General features: G+C 55.8%; 19 protein-coding genes. 12 read left to right on the top strand and 7 right to left on the bottom strand.

Features of this window, described 5'->3' with window-relative positions; translation table 11 throughout:
- Positions 1-48: 48 nt before the first annotated feature.
- From accC to acuI, 6 genes are all read right to left on the bottom strand, one after another.
- Entirely contained in the window at positions 49-1,398 is a 1,350-nt protein-coding gene (gene accC, locus AC2FAK_RS17185; protein WP_003860388.1) for an acetyl-CoA carboxylase biotin carboxylase subunit, read from the bottom strand.
- 10 nt (positions 1,399-1,408) lie between these two features.
- On the bottom strand, positions 1,409-1,873 hold the full coding sequence (gene accB, locus AC2FAK_RS17180) for an acetyl-CoA carboxylase biotin carboxyl carrier protein (RefSeq protein WP_013098992.1): 465 nt from the start codon (positions 1,871-1,873) through the stop codon (positions 1,409-1,411).
- A 21-nt stretch (positions 1,874-1,894) separates the two neighbouring features.
- A complete protein-coding gene (aroQ, locus tag AC2FAK_RS17175) occupies positions 1,895-2,347 on the bottom strand; it encodes a type II 3-dehydroquinate dehydratase (protein ID WP_013098991.1) in 453 nt (150 codons plus the stop codon).
- Between the two features lie 233 nt (positions 2,348-2,580).
- Positions 2,581-3,180, bottom strand: a complete 600-nt coding sequence (gene msrQ / locus AC2FAK_RS17170) for a protein-methionine-sulfoxide reductase heme-binding subunit MsrQ (RefSeq protein ID WP_095455369.1) — start codon at positions 3,178-3,180, stop codon at positions 2,581-2,583.
- Positions 3,181-4,182 carry a protein-methionine-sulfoxide reductase catalytic subunit MsrP gene (gene msrP / locus AC2FAK_RS17165; protein ID WP_013098989.1) on the bottom strand — a complete coding sequence of 334 codons (1,002 nt, stop codon included), beginning with the start codon at positions 4,180-4,182 and terminating at the stop codon, positions 3,181-3,183.
- 77 nt (positions 4,183-4,259) lie between these two features.
- Complete coding sequence (gene acuI, locus AC2FAK_RS17160) at positions 4,260-5,234, bottom strand: acrylyl-CoA reductase (NADPH) (RefSeq protein WP_023620881.1); 975 nt, start codon at positions 5,232-5,234, stop codon at positions 4,260-4,262.
- Positions 5,235-5,415: 181 nt separating this feature from the next.
- Here acuI and csrD point away from each other — a divergent pair, with 181 nt between their 5' ends.
- The 8 genes from csrD (at position 5,416) to tldD (ending at position 17,670) form a co-directional block, all read left to right on the top strand.
- Positions 5,416-7,356, top strand: coding sequence for an RNase E specificity factor CsrD (gene csrD, locus AC2FAK_RS17155; protein ID WP_013098987.1), 1,941 nt, complete (start codon positions 5,416-5,418; stop codon positions 7,354-7,356).
- 282 nt (positions 7,357-7,638) lie between these two features.
- The gene (gene mreB, locus AC2FAK_RS17150) at positions 7,639-8,682 is read left to right on the top strand and encodes a rod shape-determining protein MreB (RefSeq protein ID WP_000913396.1); all 1,044 of its coding nucleotides are present in this window, start codon (positions 7,639-7,641) and stop codon (positions 8,680-8,682) included.
- A 61-nt stretch (positions 8,683-8,743) separates the two neighbouring features.
- Complete coding sequence (gene mreC / locus AC2FAK_RS17145; RefSeq protein WP_013098986.1) at positions 8,744-9,748, top strand: rod shape-determining protein MreC; 1,005 nt, start codon at positions 8,744-8,746, stop codon at positions 9,746-9,748.
- Complete coding sequence (gene mreD / locus AC2FAK_RS17140) at positions 9,748-10,236, top strand: rod shape-determining protein MreD (RefSeq protein ID WP_013098985.1); 489 nt, start codon at positions 9,748-9,750, stop codon at positions 10,234-10,236. The genes mreC and mreD overlap by 1 nt, the downstream gene beginning before the upstream one ends.
- Before the next feature lie 9 nt (positions 10,237-10,245).
- On the top strand, positions 10,246-10,839 hold the full coding sequence (locus AC2FAK_RS17135; protein WP_038420713.1) for a Maf family protein: 594 nt from the start codon (positions 10,246-10,248) through the stop codon (positions 10,837-10,839).
- Positions 10,829-12,298: a ribonuclease G gene (rng, locus tag AC2FAK_RS17130; RefSeq protein ID WP_014833490.1), complete on the top strand. Its 1,470-nt coding sequence runs from the start codon at positions 10,829-10,831 to the stop codon at positions 12,296-12,298. The genes AC2FAK_RS17135 and rng overlap by 11 nt, the downstream gene beginning before the upstream one ends.
- 41 nt (positions 12,299-12,339) lie before the next feature.
- Positions 12,340-16,140: an AsmA2 domain-containing protein YhdP gene (gene yhdP / locus AC2FAK_RS17125; protein ID WP_095455370.1), complete on the top strand. Its 3,801-nt coding sequence runs from the start codon at positions 12,340-12,342 to the stop codon at positions 16,138-16,140.
- A gap of 84 nt (positions 16,141-16,224) precedes the next feature.
- Positions 16,225-17,670, top strand: coding sequence for a metalloprotease TldD (tldD, locus tag AC2FAK_RS17120; RefSeq protein WP_020687383.1), 1,446 nt, complete (start codon positions 16,225-16,227; stop codon positions 17,668-17,670).
- A 49-nt stretch (positions 17,671-17,719) separates the two neighbouring features.
- On the opposite strand, the gene aaeR is transcribed toward tldD, so the two are convergent.
- Entirely contained in the window at positions 17,720-18,646 is a 927-nt protein-coding gene (gene aaeR / locus AC2FAK_RS17115) for an HTH-type transcriptional activator AaeR (protein ID WP_013098979.1), read from the bottom strand.
- 178 nt (positions 18,647-18,824) lie between these two features.
- On the opposite strand from aaeR, the gene aaeX reads away from it, so the two are divergent.
- The 4 genes from aaeX to AC2FAK_RS17095 all read left to right on the top strand — a co-directional run bounded on the left by aaeX (position 18,825) and on the right by AC2FAK_RS17095 (position 23,484).
- Positions 18,825-19,028 carry a p-hydroxybenzoic acid efflux pump operon protein AaeX gene (gene aaeX, locus AC2FAK_RS17110; RefSeq protein WP_003860416.1) on the top strand — a complete coding sequence of 68 codons (204 nt, stop codon included), beginning with the start codon at positions 18,825-18,827 and terminating at the stop codon, positions 19,026-19,028.
- Positions 19,029-19,035: 7 nt separating this feature from the next.
- On the top strand, positions 19,036-19,968 hold the full coding sequence (gene aaeA, locus AC2FAK_RS17105) for a p-hydroxybenzoic acid efflux pump subunit AaeA (RefSeq protein ID WP_013098978.1): 933 nt from the start codon (positions 19,036-19,038) through the stop codon (positions 19,966-19,968).
- A gap of 5 nt (positions 19,969-19,973) precedes the next feature.
- On the top strand, positions 19,974-21,941 hold the full coding sequence (gene aaeB, locus AC2FAK_RS17100) for a p-hydroxybenzoic acid efflux pump subunit AaeB (protein WP_095455371.1): 1,968 nt from the start codon (positions 19,974-19,976) through the stop codon (positions 21,939-21,941).
- 88 nt (positions 21,942-22,029) lie between these two features.
- Complete coding sequence (locus AC2FAK_RS17095; protein WP_023620890.1) at positions 22,030-23,484, top strand: NAD-dependent succinate-semialdehyde dehydrogenase; 1,455 nt, start codon at positions 22,030-22,032, stop codon at positions 23,482-23,484.
- Positions 23,485-23,505 lie beyond the last annotated feature (21 nt).

The following is a 23,505-nucleotide window of genomic DNA, read 5'->3' as shown; positions in this document are numbered from 1 at the left end:
AGAAATAAAAAAGGCCGGTTAAACCGGCCTTTTAGCATAGATGCTTTCTTACTTCTCGTTGAGACCGAGTTTTTTCTCCAGATAGTGGATGTTCGTCCCACCATTCTGGAAGTGCTCGTCGCTCATGATGCGCATCTGCAGATCAACGTTGGTTTTGATACCGTCGATGATTAGCTCCTGCAGGGCGTTCTTCATGCGGGCAATCGCCACGTCACGGTTTTCGCCGTAGCAGATAAGCTTACCGATCATTGAGTCATAGTACGGCGGTACGGTGTAACCGGCGTAGATATGAGACTCCCAACGCACGCCAAAGCCACCCGGCGCGTGGAAACGCGTGATTTTACCCGGGCTTGGCAGGAAGGTATTCGGGTCTTCGGCGTTGATACGGCACTCGACCGCATGGCCTTTGACCACTACTTCTTCCTGTTTGATGGACAGAGGCTGGCCGGCAGCGATACGCAGCTGCTCTTTGATCAGGTCAACGCCGGTGATCATTTCGGTAACCGGGTGTTCTACCTGAATACGGGTGTTCATCTCAATGAAGTAGAACTCACCGTTTTCGAACAGGAATTCGAAGGTACCCGCCCCGCGATAGCCAATGTCGACACACGCTTTGGCACAACGCTCGCCGATGTAGCGACGCAGTTCCGGGGTAATGCCCGGTGCTGGTGCTTCTTCGACCACTTTCTGGTGACGACGCTGCATGGAGCAGTCACGTTCTGCCAGATAGATAGCGTTACCCTGACCGTCAGCCAGCACCTGAATTTCGATGTGGCGTGGGTTTTCCAGGTATTTTTCCATATACACCATGTCATTGCTGAAAGCTGCTTTCGCTTCCGCTTTGGTCATGGAGATGGACTGTGCCAGTTCAGCGTCGCTGCGCACTACGCGCATACCGCGACCGCCGCCGCCGCCGGACGCCTTGATGATCACCGGGTAGCCAATGCGTTTAGCATGTGCACGGTTTGCATCCATGTCGTCAGTCAGCGGGCCGTCAGAACCTGGAACGGTTGGAACACCGGCTTTTTTCATCGCGGTGATTGCAGACACTTTGTCACCCATCAGGCGGATGGTGTCAGCTTTCGGGCCGATGAAGATAAAGCCAGAGCGTTCAACCTGCTCAGCAAAGTTGGCGTTCTCGGAGAGGAAGCCATAACCCGGGTGAATTGCCACCGCGCCAGTGATTTCAGCGGCGCTGATGATTGCCGGGATGTTCAGATAGCTTTTTACGGACGGAGCCGGGCCGATACAGACCGTCTCATCCGCCAGCAATACGTGTTTTAAATCGCGGTCCGCGCTTGAGTGCACAGCGACAGTCTTGATGCCCAGTTCTTTACAGGCACGAAGAATACGCAGTGCGATCTCGCCGCGGTTGGCGATAACAATTTTATCCAGCATGTTCGCCTCGTTACTCGATGACGACCAGCGGCTCGTCAAATTCTACCGGCTGACCACTTTCGACCAGAATCGCCTTCACAGTACCTGATTTGTCTGCTTCGATCTGGTTCATCATTTTCATGGCTTCAACGATACACAGGGTATCGCCTACGTTGACTTTCTGACCCACTTCGATGAACGCCTTCGCGTCCGGGCTCGGGGTGCGGTAGAAAGTACCAACCATTGGGGAACGTACGATGTGACCACTGATTTCTGCTGCAGCGGCAGGTGCGGCTTCAGTTGCGGCTGGTGCAACGGCTGCAGAGAGCGCAGGCTGCTGCACTGGCGCAGCATAAGCTTGCTGCATTACCGGGAAGCTAGCGGCTGGGGCTGCACGGCTGATGCGTACAGACTCTTCGCCTTCAGAAATTTCCAGTTCGGAGATGCCTGATTCTTCAACCAGCTCGATCAGTTTTTTAATCTTACGAATATCCATGAGTGGGTTCCGTACTCTTGTTTAGTGTGATTGTGACAGGCGTTTTACCGCTGTCTGTAAAGCGTATGAATAACCGTCTGCGCCCAGTCCGCAGATAACGCCAGCGGCGATATCCGACAGATACGAATGGTGGCGGAACGGCTCTCGGGCGTGCACGTTGCTGAGGTGGATCTCGATAAACGGGATACTCACCGCCAACAGTGCGTCGCGGATAGCAACACTGGTGTGCGTAAACGCGGCCGGATTGATCAGGATATAGTCCACAGTGTCTTTAGCCTGATGAATACGGTCGATGAGTGCGTACTCCGCGTTTGACTGAAAATGATCCAAATCCACATTCAGTGACGCTGCTTCCGTGCCCAAACGGTTAACAATTTCACTCAATGTCAGCGTGCCATACTTCTCTGGCTCACGGGTGCCGAGCATGTTCAGGTTCGGTCCGTTTAAAACTAAGATTCGGAATTTTTCTGCCATTGTGTCGCTATCTCCTGCGAATCTCGGGTAAAAACCAAAATATACCTTTGAAACGCGAAAGTCACCTGATGACTTTCCTAAAATGCATTCAGGAAAACCAAAGTCGCACATTATAACGATTTCGTAGCATTTGGCAGCTAAATACTGGTCTTATCAGGGAAGATTATCAACCGCTATCCGAAAAAGAATGGCGGTTGATAAGTAATCTGCGGGAAAACGCACAGTTTCGCGAACTATCGCAACCACTGGCGGAACTTCTTGTAACGCCATGCTAAAAGCGCCAAAGCCAGCAGCGCGTAGAGGATGGGCTGAGGCGAGAGGATCTTCACGGACCACAGATAATGGATGGGTGCGAGGATCGCGACAAGATAGACGAAGTTGTGCAGCAACTGCCAGCGCTTACCCAGTTTTCGCTGCGCATATTGCGTGGATGTCAGCGCTAATACCAGTAACACCAGCCAACTGACAATGCCCAGCGTCAGATAAGGACGCGTGACCAGTTCGCGGCCCAGCAGTGCCAGGTTGTTAATCCCCAGTTCCAGCAGCGCGTAACTGGTCAGGTGCAACGTGGCCCAGGCAAAACACCATAGCCCTAATAGCCGACGTGTGCGTATCAATAATGGCTGTTTAGCGTAGCGTGCCAGCGGCGAAACCAGCAAGGTCGCCAGTAAAAATTTCAGAGCCATCCGACCGGTAAAGTGCTGGATATCTTTGGCCGGATCGGCACTAAAGAGCCCCTGGCTGGCGGCCCAGAACAACCAGATAAACGGGAGCAACCCGGCTAAATGCAGCAGCACTTTCAGCCAGGTTACCTGTTTTGCCGTTAAACGCACTCAGAAGTTCTCCCGTAAATTGAGGCCACGATAGAGCGACGCCACTTCATCCGCATAGCCGTTAAAAAGCAGCGTGGGCTGACGCTTCACATCCAGCGCCCCGCCGGAACCGATAAACCGTTCCGTCGCCTGCGACCAGCGTGGATGATCGACATGCGGGTTCACGTTGGCGAAGAAACCGTATTCGTCCGGCGCGGCGAGATTCCATGTTGTGGGCGGACGCTCACGGGTGAGCTTAATACTGACGATCGATTTAATGCCCTTGAAGCCATATTTCCACGGTACTGTCAGCCGGATGGGGGCGCCGTTCTGCGGCGGGAGCGCTTTACCGTAAACGCCGACGGTCAGAAGGGTAAGAGGATGCATGGCTTCGTCAAGGCGTAATCCTTCTACATAAGGATACGCAAGCCCACCGCCGATGAACCGGTCCTTCTGGCCTGGCATCTCGTCCGGGGCATAACGCGTCTGGAATGCGACATATTTCGCATTGCTGGTGGGTTCAACCATTGCCAGCAGCTTATGCAGCGGAAAACCTACCCACGGTACCACCATCGACCAGGCTTCCACGCAGCGCATACGATAGATGCGTTCCTCTAACGGGAAACGGGTGGTGAGATCGTGATGATCCAGCGTTAAGGGTTTTGCCACTTCGCCGTCAATTTTCAACGTCCACGGATCGGTTTTCATGCTGCCTGCATTGGCCGCAGGATCGGCTTTATCAAGCCCGAATTCGTAGAAGTTGTTATAACCGGTGACTTTATCTTCTGGCGTGAGCGTCAGTTTGTTTTGCCACTCGGCAGGTTTCGTAAAGGTGAGCGGGGCACCGGAAGGGGCTTTTGGCCGATCGTTGCCTTTAAACCAGTCGAGCAAATCAGCGTGAGCCGCAGGGGTAAGCGACAACGCGGTGGCACTGATGCCAAGCATTTTCAGGATCTGGCGGCGCTGTAACATAAAGACAGATTCGGACGTTACGTCGGCTTCCGTCAGTTTTCGGGTTTTCATGGCATCCTCCGTCATGCGTTTTTCTAAGCTTGACGGAGGAGAAGGATTAGCGCGAATATGTCACGAAAATTTGAAGATTAGGCAATTTTCACCAGCGCGCGGCCATGGAACTGATTATCCATGATCTTACCGGCATATTCCGGCGCCTGGCTGAGGGCGATTTCGGTTGCACTCTGCGTGAAGAAGGACTCAGGCAGGTCGCGCACCAGACGCTCCCAGGCTTCTGCACGACGGGCCGCCGGAGTCATGACGGAATCCACACCCTGCAGGCGCACGTTACGCAGGATAAAGGGCATAACGGTGGTAGGCAGGGCAAACCCGCCCGCCAGACCGCAGGCCGCCACGCAGCCACCGTAGTTCATCTGCGCCAGCACTTTTGCCAGCACGTTATTTCCGACGGTATCCACCGCTCCGGCCCAGAGCTGTTTTTCCAGCGGACGGGTTTCGGCAAATTCGTCGCGGCCAAGAATGCGGCTGGCACCAAGCTGACGCAGGTAGTCATGGGTGCTTTCACGGCCTGAGACCGCGACGACCTGATACCCCAGTTTGTGCAGTAAAGCCACCGCCGTGCTGCCAACGCCACCGCTGGCCCCGGTCACGACTATCTCGCCTGACTCAGGGCGGATACCGGCATCTTCAAGGGCCATGACGCACAGCATGGCGGTAAAGCCTGCGGTACCGATAATCATCGCTTTGCGGCCATCCAGCCCAGCAGGCATGGGCACCAGCCACTCGCCTTTCACCCGCGCCTGCGTTGCCAGCCCGCCCCAGTGATTTTCGCCGACGCCCCAACCGGTGAGCAGCACCTGCTGGCCGGCATGAAACCGCGGATCTTCGCTGGAATGAACGTGGCCTGCAAAATCAATCCCTGGCACCATCGGGAAATTTCGGATGATTTTACCTTTGCCGGTGATGGCCAGGGCATCCTTGTAATTCAGACTGGACCAGTCGATGTCGACGGTGACGTCGCCTTCGGGCAGACGGCTCTCATCAAGGGCTTGCACCGAGGCAACGGTATTGCCGTCCTGCTGTTCTAAGATCAAAGCCTGCATACAGGATCCTCACTATTCTGATGATTGGAAAATTCGTTCTGAAGACTATACTCGCTCAATGAAACGCTATGCCGATTTAACGCAATAAATTGCCAGATACACCAGGTTTGGTAGTATGGCGCATTTGAAATGCAAGTTAGCGCTTACTCGCTACCCATCAACCCACGGAGTAATCTCAAGGATGCGATTAACGACGAAGTTCTCAGCTTTTATCACGTTGCTGACGGGGTTAACCATTTTTGTCACGCTCCTTGGCTGCTCCCTGAGCTTTTATAACGCCATTCAGGACAAGCTGGTCAACCGGGTTGAGTCTGTTGCGTCAGTTATTGATACGCGTCTGATTACCACTCCGCTACCGGAACTCTCCCGCGAGCTGGATGAGTTGATGGTACCGGTTGATATTGTGCAGGTCGACATCACCCAGGGAAAGCATCCGGTGCTAAGCCATCAGCGTCAGGGGAGCTATCGGCCTGCGGGCGTCGTGAGCCAGTATCGGGAAGTGAATGTCCATTCCCTTAAAAATCCGGGGATGACGATACGCCTGGTCTACCTCGATCCCATGGCCAGCTATTTCCGCTCGATGATGACCACCGCGCCACTCACCGTTGCCGTCGCCTTTATTGTCCTGCTGATTTTTCTTGCGGTGCGCTGGCTACGCCGTCAGCTCTCCGGTCAGGAGCTGCTGGAAAACCGCTCCGTGCGAATACTCAACGGGGAGCGCGGCCCGCAGGTGCGGGGGTCGGTCTATGAGTGGCCGTCCAGCACCAGCAGCGCGCTGGACACGCTGCTTTCCGAAATTCAGTTCGCCAGCGATCAGCGCAGCCGCATGGATACGCTGATCCGTTCCTATGCCGCGCAGGATAACAAAACCGGTCTGAATAACCGCCTGTTCTTTGATAATCAACTGGCCACGCTGCTGGACGACCCGGAAAAAGTGGGAACGCACGGGGTCGTCATGATGGTTCGTCTGCCGGATTTCGATCTCCTGCGCGATACCTGGGGACGCCGCGTGGCGGAAGAGAACCTCTTTACGCTCATCAACTTGCTGTCGACTTTTATTATGCGCTATCCCGGCGCGCTGCTGGCGCGCTATCACCGCAGCGACTTTGCGGTGTTGTTACCCCATCGCACACTTAAGGAATCAGAGAGCATCGCCAGCCAGTTGCTGAAGGCGGTGGATGCGCTGCCGCAGAGCAAAATGCTCGACCGGGATGATATGGTGCATATGGGGATCTGCGCCTGGCGCGGCGGGCAGTCAACTGAACAGGTGATGGAGCATGCGGAAGCGGCAACCCGTAACGCAGTGCTGCAAGGGGCGAACGGTTGGGCGGTATATGACGATTCCCTGCCTGAGAAAGGGCGTGGCAATGTGCGCTGGCGTACCCTGATTGAACAAATGTTGAGCCGCGGTGGCCCCCGCCTTTATCAAAAACCAGCGGTGATGAAAAACGGCCATGTTCACCACCGTGAATTAATGTGTCGCATTTTCGACGGCACGGAAGAGGTTATTTCGGCGGAATATCTGCCGATGGTCCTGCAATTTGGACTCTCCGAAGAGTATGACCGTCAGCAAATTAGCCGACTGATTCCGTTTTTATCTTTTTGGCCTGAAGAAAGTCTGGCATTACAGGTGACCGTCGAGTCGTTAATTCGCCCGCGTTTTCAACGCTGGCTGCGCGATACATTAATGCAATGCGAAAAATCGCAACGCAAACACATTATTTTTGAACTTGCAGAGGCGGATGTTGGTCAACACATCAGCCGGTTACGTCCGGTGGTACGTTTGATCAATGCGCTGGGTGCGCGTGTGGCGGTGACACAGGCGGGCCTGACGCTGGTCAGTACCAGCTGGATCAAGGAGCTGGATGTGGAATTATTAAAGCTACATCCGGGGCTGGTCAGGAATATTGAAAAGCGCACGGAAAACCAGCTGCTGGTGCAGAGTCTGGTGGAAGCGTGTAAGGGAACGCGAACACAAGTATTTGCCACGGGCGTGCGCTCCAGAGGCGAATGGCAGATGTTGACAGAGCGTGGTGTGATGGGTGGTCAGGGGGATTTTTTTGCCGCCTCTCAGCCGCTTGACACCAATGTGAAAAAATATTTGCAAAGATACTCTGTTTGACCTGCCGTTTACGCTGTTTTCACGTAGAATATCGCGCCTGTAGCTTTGAGTATGACGAGCAAAAAGCCAGTGAACGACCTTTAGCGGGTTACAAATGAAAGTGAGGAACGCTACTGTGTACTCAGCCCTGAGGGAGTCAGGGGATGAATTTGTAACAGAAGGAAACGTACTGCACAAATTTTCACCGCAGCAGGTGATTTTTGCGCCTTGTCGCTGCTGCGTGTGGTTGGTAAAGTAAGCGGATTTTGTTTTCCGCCCCAGCTTTCAGGATTATCCCTTAGTATGTTGAAAAAATTTCGTGGCATGTTTTCCAATGACCTGTCCATTGACCTGGGTACCGCGAATACCCTTATTTATGTAAAAGGACAAGGCATCGTATTGAATGAGCCTTCTGTTGTGGCCATTCGTCAGGATCGTGCCGGCTCGCCGAAAAGCGTAGCCGCAGTGGGTCATGACGCGAAGCAGATGCTGGGTCGTACCCCAGGTAACATCGCCGCGATCCGCCCAATGAAAGACGGCGTTATCGCTGACTTCTTCGTGACTGAAAAAATGCTTCAGCACTTCATCAAGCAGGTTCACAGCAACAGCTTCATGCGTCCAAGCCCACGTGTGCTGGTTTGTGTGCCGGTCGGTGCGACCCAGGTAGAACGTCGCGCAATTCGCGAATCTGCTCAGGGTGCGGGCGCGCGTGAAGTGTTCCTGATTGAAGAGCCAATGGCTGCGGCTATCGGTGCAGGCCTGCCTGTTTCTGAAGCCACCGGTTCGATGGTGGTTGATATCGGTGGTGGTACTACTGAAGTGGCCGTTATTTCCCTGAACGGCGTGGTTTACTCCTCTTCCGTGCGTATCGGTGGTGACCGTTTCGATGAAGCGATCATTAATTACGTGCGCCGTAACTACGGCTCCCTGATCGGTGAAGCGACCGCTGAGCGCATCAAGCACGAGATCGGTTCTGCTTATCCGGGTGATGAAGTTCGCGAAATCGAAGTGCGCGGCCGTAACCTGGCGGAAGGTGTGCCACGCGGCTTTACCCTGAACTCCAACGAAATTCTGGAAGCGCTGCAAGAGCCGCTGACCGGTATCGTGAGCGCGGTGATGGTTGCGCTGGAACAGTGCCCACCTGAACTGGCGTCCGATATCTCTGAGCGCGGTATGGTTCTGACCGGTGGTGGTGCGCTGCTGCGTAACCTCGACCGCCTGTTAATGGAAGAGACAGGTATTCCTGTCGTAGTTGCAGAAGATCCACTGACTTGCGTCGCCCGTGGTGGTGGCAAGGCGCTGGAAATGATCGACATGCACGGCGGCGACTTGTTCAGCGAAGAGTAGTCATGGTGAAAGGGTAGCGAATCGCTACCCTTTCTCTCTGACACGAGAATACGCATAGCCTATGAAGCCAATTTTTAGCCGTGGCCCCTCGCTACAGTTTCGCCTGATCCTGGCGGTTCTGGTTGCGCTTGGTGTCATTATTGCCGATAGCCGCCTCGGTACGTTCAGCCAGATCAGAACGTACATGGATACCGCCGTCAGTCCTTTCTACTTTATATCCAATGGTCCCCGTGAACTGCTCGACTCCGTTTCTCAAACGCTGTCCTCACGTGACCAACTCGAACTTGAAAACCGGGCATTGCGCCAGGAACTGCTGTTGAAAAACAGCGAACTGCTGATGTTAGGGCAATACAAGCAGGAAAATGCGCGTCTGCGTGAGCTGCTTGGATCGCCGCTGCGTCAGGATGAGCAGAAGATGGTGACGCAGGTGATCTCCACCGTAAACGATCCTTACAGCGATCAGGTGGTGATCGACAAAGGTAGCGTGAATGGTGTGTATGAAGGTCAGCCTGTTATCAGTGATAAAGGTGTGGTGGGCCAGGTGGTCGCCGTCGCCAAACTGACCAGCCGTGTACTGCTGATCTGTGATGCCACCCATGCGCTGCCTATTCAGGTTCTGCGTAACGATATTCGCGTCATTGCGGCGGGTAACGGCTGCACGGACGATCTGCAGCTGGAGCACCTGCCAGCCAACACGGATATCCGTGTGGGCGACGTGCTGGTCACCTCCGGTCTGGGTGGACGTTTCCCTGAAGGGTATCCGGTTGCGGTTGTCTCTTCTGTGAAGCTTGATACGCAGCGTGCCTACACCGTGATTCAGGCGCGTCCAACGGCGGGTTTACAGCGTCTTCGCTACCTTCTGCTGCTGTGGGGAGCCGATCGTAACGGTGCCAACCCAATGACGCCTGAAGAGGTGCATCGCGTTGCCAATGAGCGCCTGATGCAGATGATGCCGCAGGTTCTTCCTGCGCCGGATGCGATGGGACCACCTGCGCCAGTACCCGCGCCGGCGACCGGGATAACGGATGCGCCGCCACCGCCTAAACTCTCATCCGGAGGGCAGTAGTGGCCAGTTATCGTAGCCAGGGACGCTGGGTTATCTGGCTCTCGTTTCTCATCGCGCTGTTGCTGCAGATAATGCCCTGGCCGGACGACATTCTTGTTTACCGGCCAAACTGGGTATTGCTCATTTTGCTCTACTGGATCCTTGCCCTGCCGCACCGCGTAAATGTTGGCACAGGCTTTGTAATGGGTGCCATACTGGATCTCATTAGTGGCTCAACGCTGGGTGTTCGCGCGTTATCCATGAGCATCATTGCATATCTCGTTGCACTCAAATTCCAGCTCTTTCGTAACCTCGCGCTCTGGCAACAGGCGCTGGTCGTGATGTTGTTGTCGCTTGCCGCGGATATCGTTGTTTTCTGGGCAGAGTTTTTAGTGATCAACGTCTCTTTCCGACCCGAAGTATTCTGGAGTAGTGTAGTCAACGGTGTGCTCTGGCCGTGGCTGTTCCTGCTGATGCGTAAGGTTCGCCAGCAGTTTGCTGTGCAGTAAAAGGTTTCTATGACGTCTATCTATCTTGCCTCCGGTTCTCCACGTCGTCAGGAGTTGCTCACGCAGTTGGGCATCGCTTTTGAACGTATCGTTACCGGCATCGAAGAAAAACGTGCTGAGGGTGAAAGTGCTCAGCAGTATGTTTCTCGCCTGGCGCGTGAGAAAGCGCAGGCTGGCGTTGCGTGCGTGCCACGCGACCTGCCGGTACTGGGGGCGGACACCATCGTTATCCTTAACGGTGAAGTGCTTGAGAAACCGCGAGACGCTGAGCATGCAGCACATATGCTGCACAAAATGTCCGGGCAAACGCATCAGGTGATGACCGCGGTGGCGCTGGCGGACAGCAAGCACGTGCTGGATTGTCTGGTGGTGACGGACGTGACCTTCAGAGTACTGACCAACGACGAGATCGCCGCGTATATTGCGAGCGGTGAACCGATGGATAAAGCAGGTGCATACGGTATTCAAGGGCTGGGTGGCTGTTTTGTCAGGAAGATAAATGGCAGCTATCACGCCGTAGTCGGCTTACCGCTGGTGGAAACGTATGAGTTGCTGAGCAATTTTAACTCACTGCGTGAGGGAAGGGATAATTATGACGGCTGAATTGTTGGTAAACGTAACGCCATCGGAAACCCGTGTGGCCTACATTGATGGTGGCATTCTTCAGGAAATTCATATTGAGCGTGAAGCGCGACGCGGAATAGTAGGCAATATCTACAAAGGTCGTGTCAGCCGCGTACTGCCGGGTATGCAGGCGGCTTTTGTAGATATTGGACTGGATAAGGCGGCATTTTTACATGCCTCCGATATCATGCCGCATACCGAGTGTGTCGCAGGCGAAGAGCAAAAGCAGTTTGCCGTACGCGACATTTCAGAGCTGGTGCGTCAGGGGCAGGATCTGATGGTGCAGGTGGTGAAAGACCCCCTTGGCACCAAAGGCGCCCGTCTGACAACCGACATCACATTACCTTCCCGTTACCTGGTCTTTATGCCCGGCGCGTCGCACGTGGGGGTTTCCCAGCGTATTGAAAGTGAAAGCGAGCGCGAGCGCCTTAAGAAAGTGGTCAGCGCCTACTGCGACGAACAGGGCGGGTTTATCATCCGAACCGCCGCCGAAGGGGTTAGCGAAGAGGATCTGGCATCCGATGCGGCTTACCTGAAGCGCGTCTGGACCAAGGTGATGGAGCGTAAGAAACGCAACCAGACCCGCTATCAGCTGTACGGTGAGCTGGCGCTTGCCCAGCGCGTCCTGCGTGATTTTGCTGATGCTCAGCTCGACCGAATCCGCGTGGACTCGCGCCTCACCTACGAAGCGCTGCTCGAATTTACCGCTGAGTACATCCCGGAAATGCCTGGCCTGCTGGAACATTACACCGGGCGTCAGCCAATCTTCGATCTCTATGATGTCGAAAATGAGATCCAGCGTGCGCTGGAGCGTAAGGTTGAACTGAAGTCCGGCGGTTATCTGATCATCGATCAGACCGAAGCAATGACCACCGTGGACATCAACACCGGTGCGTTTGTCGGCCATCGCAACCTGGATGACACCATCTTCAATACCAACATTGAAGCGACACAGGCCATTGCGCGCCAGCTTCGTCTGCGCAACCTGGGTGGCATTATCATCATCGACTTTATCGATATGAATAATGAAGACCATCGTCGTCGTGTGCTGCACTCGCTTGAGCAGGCGCTGAGTAAAGATCGCGTAAAAACCAGCATTAACGGCTTCTCACAGCTGGGGCTGGTGGAAATGACGCGTAAACGGACCCGTGAAAGTGTGGAACATGTGCTGTGTAACGAGTGTCCAACCTGCCACGGACGCGGCACCGTAAAGACGGTGGAGACCGTTTGCTATGAGATCATGCGTGAAATTGTCCGCGTTCATCATGCCTACGACTCCGATCGTTTTCTGGTCTATGCTTCCCCTGCGGTGGCTGAAGCGCTGAAAGGTGAAGAGTCGCACGCGCTGGCGGAAGTGGAAATCTTTGTCGGCAAACAGGTAAAAGTACAAATTGAGCCGCTCTATAACCAGGAGCAATTTGACGTCGTCATGATGTAAGACGCAGTTCGCTGCGTGAAAAAGCTGACAAGGAGAGATGCGTGAGGCGATTGCCGGGGATTTTACTGCTTACAGGGGCAACGCTTGTCGTGATTGTCGCGCTGCTCGTGAGCGGGCTGCGCCTCGTTTTACCGCATCTGGACAGCTGGCGTCCGCAGGTGCTGGCGAAGATCGAATCCGCCACCGGTGTGCCGGTTGACGTAAGCCAGGTCAGCGCAAGCTGGCAAAACTTTGGCCCGACGCTGGATGCCCGGGACATCAGTGCCAGCCTGAAAGATGGCGGCTATCTGAAAATCAAACGCGTGACCCTGGCACTGGATGTCTGGCAAAGCCTGCTGCACATGCGCTGGCAGTTCCGCGATCTCACCTTTTATCAGCTTCAGTTTTTGACCAACACGCCGCTCTCTGGCGGGGATAACACGCAGAGCCTTGAAGCCAACCGCCTGAGCGATCTCTTCCTGCGTCAGTTCGATCATTTCGATCTGCGCGACAGCGAAGTGAGCTTTATTACCCTTTCCGGCCAACGTGCCGAACTGAAGATCCCGCAACTGACCTGGCTTAACGGCAAAGAGCGTCACCGTGCCGAGGGGCAGGTGAACCTCTCCAGCCTGAACGGCCAGCACGGGGTCATGCAGGTCCGTATGGATCTGCGTGATGACGACGGCTTGCTCAACAACGGCAAGGTGTGGCTGCAGGCTGACGACGTGGATGTGAAGCCGTGGCTCGGCGACTGGCTGCAGCAAAACATGCAGCTGGAAACGGCCCGTTTTAGCCTGGAAGGCTGGATGACCCTGACGAAAGGCGTGTTCGCCAGCGGCGATATCTGGCTGAAGCAGGGCGGTGCAAGCTGGCAAGGCGAAAGCAAGCAGCATCAACTCTCCGTAGATAACCTCACCGCACATGTGACGAAAGAGAAAGGGGGCTGGCAGTTTGCCATCCCGGATACGCGCATCACCATGGACGGCAAACCCTGGCCACGCGGCGCGCTGACGCTGGCATGGATGCCTGAGCAGGATGTCGGCGGCACGAATAATAAGCGTAGCGATGAGCTGCGTATCCGCGCCACGCATCTCGATTTGGCGGCCATTGAAGGGCTGCGCTCCATGGCAGCGAAGCTCTCTCCGGATTTGGGTGACGTTTGGCTGGCAACGCAGCCAAGTGGGGAAATTGACGCCCTCGCGCTGGATATCCCGCTACAGGCAACCGAGAAAACCCGCTTCCAGGCAACGTGGAAAGATCTGGCCTGGAAACAGTGGAAACTGCTGCCGGGGGCTGAGAACTTCAGTGGCAAGCTGGAGGGCAGCGTTGAGAACGGCAGGCTGACCGTTGAGATGCATGACGCCAAAATGCCTTATGAAACGGTCTTCAGGGCACCTCTGGAAATTGAAAAAGGCAACGCGGTGCTTAACTGGCTGCGCAATGATAAAGGCTTCCAGCTTGATGGCCGCCATATCGATGTGAAAGCCAAAGCGGTTCATGCCCGCGGGGATTTCCGCTATTTAAAGCCTGAAGGTGAAGAGCCGTGGCTGGGTATTCTGGCGGGGATCAGCACCAGCGACGGTTCTCAGGCCTGGCGTTACTTCCCGGAAAACCTGATGGGTAAAGCGCTCGTGGACTACCTGAGCGGGGCGATCCAGGGCGGTCAGGCGGATAACGCCACCCTGGCCTATGGCGGTAATCCGCATCTTTTCCCATACAAACATAACGAAGGTCAGTTCCAGGTGCTGGTGCCGTTGCACAACGCTACCTTTGCGTTCCAGCCGGGCTGGCCTGCACTGAAAAACCTCGATATCGAGCTTAATTTTCTCAATGACGGGTTGTGGATGAAGTCAGACAGCGTCGCGCTGGGCGGCGTGACGGCCACCAACCTGACGGCAAATATCCCCGATTACTCAAAAGAGAAACTGCTGATTGATGCCGATATCAACGGGCCGGGCAAGGCGGTCGGTCCCTATTTTGAAGAGACGCCGCTGAAAGCCTCGCTGGCTGCCACACTTGAGCAACTCCAGCTTGATGGCGATGTGAATGCTCGCTTACATCTGGATATCCCGCTGGACGGCGAAATGACCACCGCCAAAGGTGATGTCCGCCTGAACAACAACAGCCTGTATATCAAACCGCTGGAAAGTACGCTGAAGAACCTCAGCGGGCAGTTCAGCTTTGTGAACGGCAACCTGAAGAGTGAGCCGCTCACAGCCAACTGGTTCAATCAGCCCGTCAACATCGACTTCTCGACCACCGAGGGGGAGAAGGCCTACCAGGTGGCTGTCAATCTGGACGGTAACTGGCAACCCTCGCGGATGGATGTACTGCCGAAACCCATTCAGGAGTCGGTTGATGGTGCAGCCGCCTGGAAGGGGAAGGTGGATATTGAACTGCCCTACCACGCCGGTACGAAGTATAAGGTCGACCTTACTGGCGATCTGAAAAATCTCAGCAGCCAGCTGCCTGCACCGCTGGATAAACAGGCCGGACAGGCGCTGCCCGTGACGCTTAACGTCGTGGGCAACCTGAACAGCTTCGAACTGACCGGCAGCGCGGGTGACACGAATCATTTCAACAGCCGCTGGCTGCTCAACCGTAAGCTGACGCTGGACAAAGCCATCTGGACGACGGACAGCCGAACCACGCCTCCGCTCCCGGATCACCAGGGCATTGAGCTGAATCTCCCGCCGATGGATGGCGCGCAGTGGCTGGCGCTGTTCCAGAAAGGTGTCGGGCAAAACGTGGATGAGGCGGCGCAGTTCCCGCAAACCGTCACCGTGCGCACACCGTCGCTCACGCTGGGTGGGCAACAGTGGAACAACCTGAGTATCGTCTCTCAGCCCACGGCTAACGGCTCGAAAGTAGAGGCTCAGGGCAGGGAGATCAACGCCACCCTGACCATGCGCGATAACGCCCCGTGGCAGGCGGCAATCCGCTATCTCTACTACAACCCGGCAACGGCGGGCGGGAAAGATCAATCGACTCCGGCATCGCCGTTGAGTAACACTTCCCGCGTGGACTTTAGCGGCTGGCCGGATCTGCAACTGCGCTGTGCTGAGTGCTGGCTGTGGGGACAAAAATATGGCCGCATTGACGGTGACTTCGCGATTCAGGGCAACACGCTGAGCCTCACGGGTGGGCTGGTGGATACCGGCTTTGGTCGTCTGACGGCCGCGGGCGAGTGGGTGAATAACCCAGGCGAACAGCGCACCTCGCTGAAAGGCGACATTAAGGGTAACAAACTGGATGCAGCAGCCAATTTCTTTGGTATCAGCACGCCGCTGCGCGGCTCGTCATTTGACGTCGATTACGATCTTCACTGGCGTGACGCGCCGTGGAAGCCGGATGAGGCCTCGCTTAACGGCATACTGAAAACCCGCTTCGGAAAAGGTGAAATTGCCGATGTGAGCACGGGACGCGCCGGGCAGATCCTGCGTCTTCTGAGCTTTGATGCGCTGCTGCGTAAGCTGCGTTTTGATTTCAGCGATACCTTCAGTGAAGGGTTCTACTACGATTCCATCCGCAGTACGGCGTGGATCAAGGACGGCGTTATGCATACGGACGACACGCTGGTGGACGGTCTGGAAGCGGATATCGCCATGAAGGGCTCGGTTAACCTTGTACGTCGCGAGCTGGATATGGAAGCCGTGGTGGCGCCAGAAATCTCCGCGAGCGTGGGGGTGGCAGCCGCCTTTGTGGTGAACCCGATTGTTGGTGCTGCGGTGTTTGCCGCCAGTAAAGTGCTGGGGCCGCTGTGGAGCAAAGTCTCTATTCTGCGCTACCGCATCACCGGTCCGGTGGATAAACCGCAGATTAATGAAGTGCTGCGCCAGCCGCGCAAAGATGCACAGCAATGATTTGACGTGGGCAGGTAATTGCCTCACTCTCAATAAATACGATCTTTATACCGCCACAGGCGGCAACGAACGAGTAGCAATACGATGAGTCTGAACCTGGTAAGTGAACATTTGCTCGCAGCGAACGGCCTGAGCCATCAGGACCTGTTCTCCATTCTTGGTCAACTGACCGAACGCCGTCTCGACTACGGCGATCTCTATTTCCAGTCGAGCTATCACGAATCCTGGGTTTTAGAAGACAGCATCATCAAAGATGGTTCTTACAACATTGACCAGGGCGTTGGCGTGCGCGCCATCAGCGGCGAGAAAACCGGTTTTGCCTATGCGGACCAGATAAGCCTGGCTGCGCTGGAGCAGAGCGCGCAGGCGGCACGTACCATCGTGCGTGACGCAGGCGATGGCCGTGTTAAAACGCTGGGTGAGGTGCAGCATTCTGCGCTCTACACCAGCATCGACCCGCTGCAGAGCATGAGCCGTGAAGAGAAGCTGGATATCCTGCGCCGCGTGGACAAAGTGGCGCGTGCTGCCGATAAACGCGTACAGGAAGTGTCTGCCAGCCTGAGCGGTGTCTATGAACTGATTCTGGTCGCGGCGACGGACGGCACCCTGGCGGCGGATGTCCGTCCGCTGGTGCGTCTCTCCATCAGCGTGCAGGTGGAAGAGGACGGCAAGCGCGAGCGTGGCTCAAGCGGCGGCGGTGGTCGTTTTGGTTATGACTGGTTCCTGGGTGACGTCGACGGTGAAGCCCGTGCCGACGCGTGGGCAAAAGAAGCCGTGCGTATGGCGATGGTGAATCTTTCTGCCGTGGCGGCACCTGCGGGGACATTCCCGGTGGTACTGGGCGCTGGCTGGCCGGGCGTGCTGCTGCATGAAGCCGTGGGGCATGGTCTGGAAGGGGACTTTAACCGCCGCGGCACCTCCGTATTTAGCGGTCAGATAGGGCAGCTTGTCTCCTCTGAACTGTGCACAGTGGTGGATGACGGTACCATGGTTGATCGCCGTGGCTCTATCTCCATCGATGATGAAGGTACGCCGGGTCAGTACAACGTGCTGATCGAAAACGGTGTGCTGAAAGGCTATATGCAGGACAAACTGAACGCGCGCCTGATGGGCGTGGCGCCAACGGGTAACGGCCGTCGTGAATCTTATGCGCATCTGCCGATGCCGCGTATGACTAACACCTACATGCTGCCAGGCCAGTCCACGCCGCAGGAGATCATTGAGTCTGTTGATTACGGGATCTTCGCGCCAAACTTTGGCGGTGGTCAGGTGGATATCACCTCCGGTAAATTCGTCTTCTCTACGTCAGAAGCGTATCTGATCGAAAAAGGCAAAGTGACCAAAGCGGTGAAAGGCGCGACGCTGATTGGTTCCGGTATCGAAGCCATGCAGCAGATCTCCATGGTCGGTAACGATCTCAAGCTGGACAACGGCGTGGGCGTCTGCGGTAAAGAGGGCCAGAGCCTGCCAGTGGGCGTAGGCCAGCCGACACTGAAGGTCGATAACCTCACGGTGGGCGGCACGGCGTAATTTTCTCCCCTCACCCTAACCCTCTCCCCAACGGGGAGAGGGGAAATACCTACTCTTTCCTTCTTCCCCGCATGCCCTGAAACAGTTCCGCGACCTCCACAAAATACTCGGTCAGATAGTTAATACACACCTGCACCTTAAGCGGCAGTTTGTCTTTTTCGGTATACAGGGCATACACCGGACGCGGATCGGACTGGTAGCGAGGGAACAGGATCTCCAGCACTCCGCTGTTGATCTCATTGATCACCCACATTAACGGGACGTAAGCGATCCCGGCGCCCGCCACCAGCCAGCGCGAGATGGTCATCGGGTCGTTGGTGACAAACCGTCCTTCCGGCAGCAGTCGGGTAGAAATGCCTTCCGGGGCAATCAGTTCAAATTCATTATCGGGGCGGACGCTGTACTCCAGCCAGGAGTGGTTGGCGAGATCGGCTGGTTTCTCCGGCACGCCGTACTGCGCCAGATAGCTCTTCGAGGCACAGACCACCATCGGCATACTCCCGAGTCGACGGGAGAAGAGGCTGGAGTCCTGCAGCGCGCCAACGCGGATCACCACATCCAGCCCGTCTGCGATCAGGTCCGGGGCGGGAATACCGGTAACCAGATTCACGGTTAATCCCGGATATTCTTTCAGCATCTCTGCGGTCATGGCGGCGAGAACATTTTGTGCCATAGTTGAAGAACAGCCAATCCGCAGTGTCCCGATGGGCGTGTTGTTAAAGGCATAGAGCTGCTCGTGAACATCCTGCACTTCATGCATCATGCGGCGACAGCCCTGATAGTAAATTTTACCCGCCTCCGTCAGACCAATACTGCGGGTGCTGCGGTTGAGCAGCTTCACCTGCAGTTCATCTTCCAGTTTTGACACCGTCTGACTGATGGAGGAGACGCTCATCTGCAACTGCCGGGCAGCAGCAGTAAATGAGCCAAGTTCAACCACTTTGGCGAAGACCGACATGCGTTTTAAACGTTCCATTGTTCACTCTGGCTTAAAAGTGATTTAGATCACATATTATAGATAACAGCATAACAGTTACGTTAATATATTATTAATTACATAACGGCTGCGCCATTCTCGCCCGGCGTTTCTTGCTCTCCCGCGGTGGCGTGCGCTAAAAATTCTGAAGCCTGCACTCTCTCTTATCAAGGTCAACATGAGTCTGTTTCCCGTTATCGTGGTGTTCGGTCTGTCGTTCCCACCGATATTTTTCGAGCTTCTTTTATCACTGGCGATCTTCTGGCTGGTGCGCAAGGTGCTGGTTCCTACCGGGATCTACGATTTCGTCTGGCACCCTGCATTGTTCAATACCGCGCTGTATTGCTGCCTGTTCTACCTGATATCGCGCATGTTTGTCTGAGGTTGATGTGAAAACGCTAACAAGAAAAATCTCCCGCACCGCCATCACCATGGCGCTGGTTATCCTCGCGTTCATCGCTATTTTTCGCGCCTGGGTCTATTACACCGAATCACCGTGGACACGTGACGCGCGTTTTAGCGCGGATGTCGTGGCGATCGCCCCCGACGTGGCCGGTCTTATCACCGCGGTTAACGTCCACGATAACCAACTGGTGAAGAAAGACCAGGTGCTGTTCACCATCGACCAGCCGCGTTACCAGAAAGCACTGGAAGAAGCGGAAGCGGATGTTGCCTATTACCAGGCGCTGGCCGCAGAGAAACGCCGTGAGGCGGGCCGCCGTAACCAGCTGGGGGTTCAGGCGATGTCCCGGGAAGAGATCGATCAGTCTAACAACGTGCTGCAAACCGTGCTGCATCAGCTGGCAAAGGCGCAGGCGACGCGCGACCTGGCGAAGCTCGATCTGGAGCGTACCGTGATCCGCGCACCTGCCGATGGCTGGGTCACCAACCTGAATGTCTATGCCGGGGAGTTTATCACCCGCGGTTCAACCGCCGTGGCGCTGGTGAAACAAAACTCATTCTATGTGCTTGCCTATATGGAAGAGACCAAACTGGAAGGCGTTCGTCCGGGCTACCGCGCAGAGATCACGCCGCTTGGCAGCAACCGCGTCTTTAAAGGTACCGTAGACAGCGTTGCGGCTGGCGTCACCAACTCCAGCAGCTCCAATGATGCGAAAGGGATGGCGACGGTTGATTCCAACCTGGAATGGGTGCGCCTGGCCCAGCGTGTGCCGGTACGTATTCATCTGGACGAACAGCAGGGCAACCTGTGGCCTGCGGGCACAACCGCGACGGTGGTGATCACCGGTGAGAAAGACCGGGACGCCAGCCAGGACTCTATTTTCCGTAAAATCGCCCATCGTCTGCGCGAGTTTGGTTAATCGCTATGGGGATCTTTACTATCGCCAGCCAGCACATTCGCTTCGCCGTGAAGCTGGCGAGTGCCATTGTGCTGGCGCTGTTTGTCGGCTTTCACTTCCAGCTGGAAACCCCCCGCTGGGCGGTGTTAACGGCGGCGATTGTCGCGGCTGGCCCGGCATTCGCGGCAGGTGGGGAGCCTTACTCCGGGGCGATCCGCTATCGCGGGATGCTGCGTATCATCGGGACGTTTATCGGCTGTATCGCCGCGCTCACCATTATCATTCTGATGATCCGCACGCCACTGTTGATGGTATTGGTGTGCTGTATCTGGGCGGGCTTCTGCACCTGGCTCTCCTCTCTGGTGAAGGTCGAAAACTCTTACGCCTGGGGGCTGGCGGGTTATACCGCACTGATTATTGTCATCACCATTCAAACCGAACCGCTGCTCGCGCCGCAATTTGCCGTGGAACGCTGCAGTGAGATCGTGATTGGTATCGTCTGCGCAATCGTTGCTGACCTGCTTTTCTCCCCTCGATCCATCAAACAGGAGGTGGATCGCGAACTGGATGCGCTGATCGTCTCCCAGTATCAGCTGATGCAGCTCTGCATCAAGCACGGTGACAGCGAAGAGGTGGACAAAGCCTGGAGTGGACTGGTTCGCCGCACGCAGGCGCTGGAAGGGATGCGCAGTAACCTTAACATGGAGTCCTCGCGCTGGGCGCGCGCCAACCGTCGTCTTAAAGCGATCAATACCGTCACCTTAACGCTGATTACCCAGGCGTGCGAAACCTACCTTATTCAGAACACCCGCCCGGAATCGGTTACCGATACCTTCCGCGAACTGTTTGCCGAGCCGGTGGAAACGGTGCAGGACGTACATAAGCAGCTCAAACGCATGCGGCGGGTCATTGCCTGGACCGGAGAGCGCGACACACCGGTGACCATTTATACGTGGGTTGGCGCCGCGACGCGCTACCTGCTGCTGAAACGGGGCGTGATCGGCAATACGAAAATCAGCGCGGCGGAAGAGGAAGTCCTGCAGGGTGAAGTGGTGATCAAGGCGGAATCGGCTGAGCGCCACCACGCGATGGTCAACTTCTGGCGTACCACGCTTGCCTGTATGCTCGGCACGCTGTTCTGGCTGTGGACTGGCTGGACCTCCGGCAGCGGCGCGATGGTCATGATTGCCGTCGTCACGGCGCTGGCAATGCGTCTGCCCAACCCGCGTATGGTCGCTATCGATTTCCTGTACGGCACGATTGCCGCGTTACCGCTTGGCGCGCTCTATTTCCTGGTGATCCTCCCGTCCACGCAGCAGAGCATGTTGCTGCTCTGTATCAGTCTTGCGGTGATGGCATTCTTTATCGGGATAGAAGTGCAGAAGCGCCGTCTGGGATCGCTCGGTGCCCTCGCCAGTACTATTAATATTCTGGTGCTGGATAACCCCATGACGTTCCATTTCAGCCAGTTCCTCGACAGCGCCCTGGGTCAGCTGGTGGGCTGTTTCCTGGCGATGATGGTGATTCTGCTGGTGCGCGACAATTCCCAGGCCCGCACAGGTCGCGTGCTGTTGAACCAGTTCGTTTCGGCGGCGGTCTCCTCCATGACCACCAACACTGCGCGCCGTAAAGAGAACCATCTGCCTGCGCTCTATCAGCAGCTGTTTTTACTGTTGAATAAGTTCCCTGGCGACATTGCCCGCTTTCGTCTGGCGTTAACCATGATCATTGCGCATCAGCGTCTGCGTAACGCACCGGTGCCCATCAACGACGATCTGTCGGCATTCCACCGCCAGTTGCGCCGTACCGCGGACCATGTGCTTTCCGCCTCCAGTGATGACAAACGACGCCGTTACTTTAAGCAGTTGCTGGAAGAGCTGGATGTCTACCAGGAGAAGCTCAGGGTCTGGGAAGCGCCTCCTCAGGTGACCGAGCCGGTAGCACGGCTGGTGTTTATGCTGCACCGCTACCAGAATGTCCTGACGGATAACTGACTGAAGTAAAAAACCGACGCCAAAAGCGTCGGTTTTTTTGTGGCTATACTTATTTCTGCAGGCTCTTACATTCAGAAAGGGAGGACACATGACTACCCAGGCGCTTCAGGATCACATTCTTTTTCAGACCGGTTATCTGGTTAACGGCATATGGAAAACGCTGGACACGACGTTTGATGTGTTGAACCCGGCCACCGGTGATGTTATCGCCAAAGTGGCGAAAGCCGGTAAAGCAGAAACCGAAGAGGCGATTGCCGCCGCCGCGAAAGCCTTCCCGGCCTGGCGGGCCAAAACCGCGAAAGAGCGCTCGACCATTCTCTATCGCTGGTATGAACTGATTATCGAGAATAAAAGCTGGCTTGGTCGGTTAATGACCACCGAACAGGGCAAACCCCTGAAAGAAGCTGAAGGCGAGGTGGAGTACGCCGCCAGTTTTATTCAGTGGTTTGCCGAAGAGGCCAAGCGCGCTAACGGTGAAATTATTCCGCCGATCAAACCGGGCTCCCGCATTCTGGCTACCCGTGAGCCTGTGGGAGTGGTGGCGGCAATTACGCCGTGGAACTTCCCGATGGCGATGCTCACCCGTAAGCTTGGTCCGGCGCTGGCCGCGGGGTGTACCGGGGTCATCAAACCGGCAAACAACACCCCGCTCAGCGCGTTTGCGCTGCTCACGCTGGCGAAACAGGCCGGTGTGCCGGATGGCGTCCTCAACGCCGTGGCCGGTAATACGCATGAGATCAGCGACGCGATTATGGCGAGCCACGAGGTGCGGAAAATCTCGTTTACCGGCTCCACTTCCGTCGGCAAAACGCTGGTGCGTAACGCCGCGGACACCATGAAAAAAGTTTCGATGGAGCTGGGGGGAAATGCCCCGTATATCGTGTTTGAAGATGCGGACATCGATGCTGCCGTCAAAGGGGCAATCGCCAACAAATTCCGTAATGCCGGACAGGTCTGCGTCAGCGTTAACCGCTTCTATATTCAGGAAACCGTCTACGACAAGTTTGTGAACAAACTGGCCGATGCGGTGAACGCGCTGAAGGTGGGAAATGGTCTGGAAGACGGTGTGGTCGTAGGCCCGCTGATTGAACCCTCCGCGGTGAACAAAGTGCGCGAGCATGTGGAAGACGCTGTTGCCCGGGGAGCGACGGTCCTGGCGGGCGGTAAACCACATCCGCTTGGTGGCAATTTCTGGATGCCTACCGTGCTGGGCGACTGTCATGAAGGCATGAAACTGGCGGAGGAAGAGACGTTTGGTCCCGTTGCCGCCTGTTTCCGTTTCACTTCTGAAGATGAAGTCATCCAGCGCGCCAACAACACGCCTTATGGTCTGGCGGCTTACTTTTATACTCAGAATCTGTCGCGCGTTTTCCGCGTCTCGCAGGCAATCGAAAGCGGGATGATTGGGATTAATGAGTGCGCCGTTTCCACGGAGCTTGGACCTTTTGGTGGGGTAAAAGAGTCTGGCCTGGGTCGAGAAGGGTCCGTGCTGGGGCTGGAAGAGTATCTGGAAGTCAAAACCCTGCATATCGGGGGATTATAATAGACAGGGCGGCATCTGCCG

It is taken from the genome of Enterobacter cloacae complex sp. 394F7, from assembly GCF_057320385.1.
This window is presented reverse-complemented; position numbering and strand designations above follow the sequence as displayed.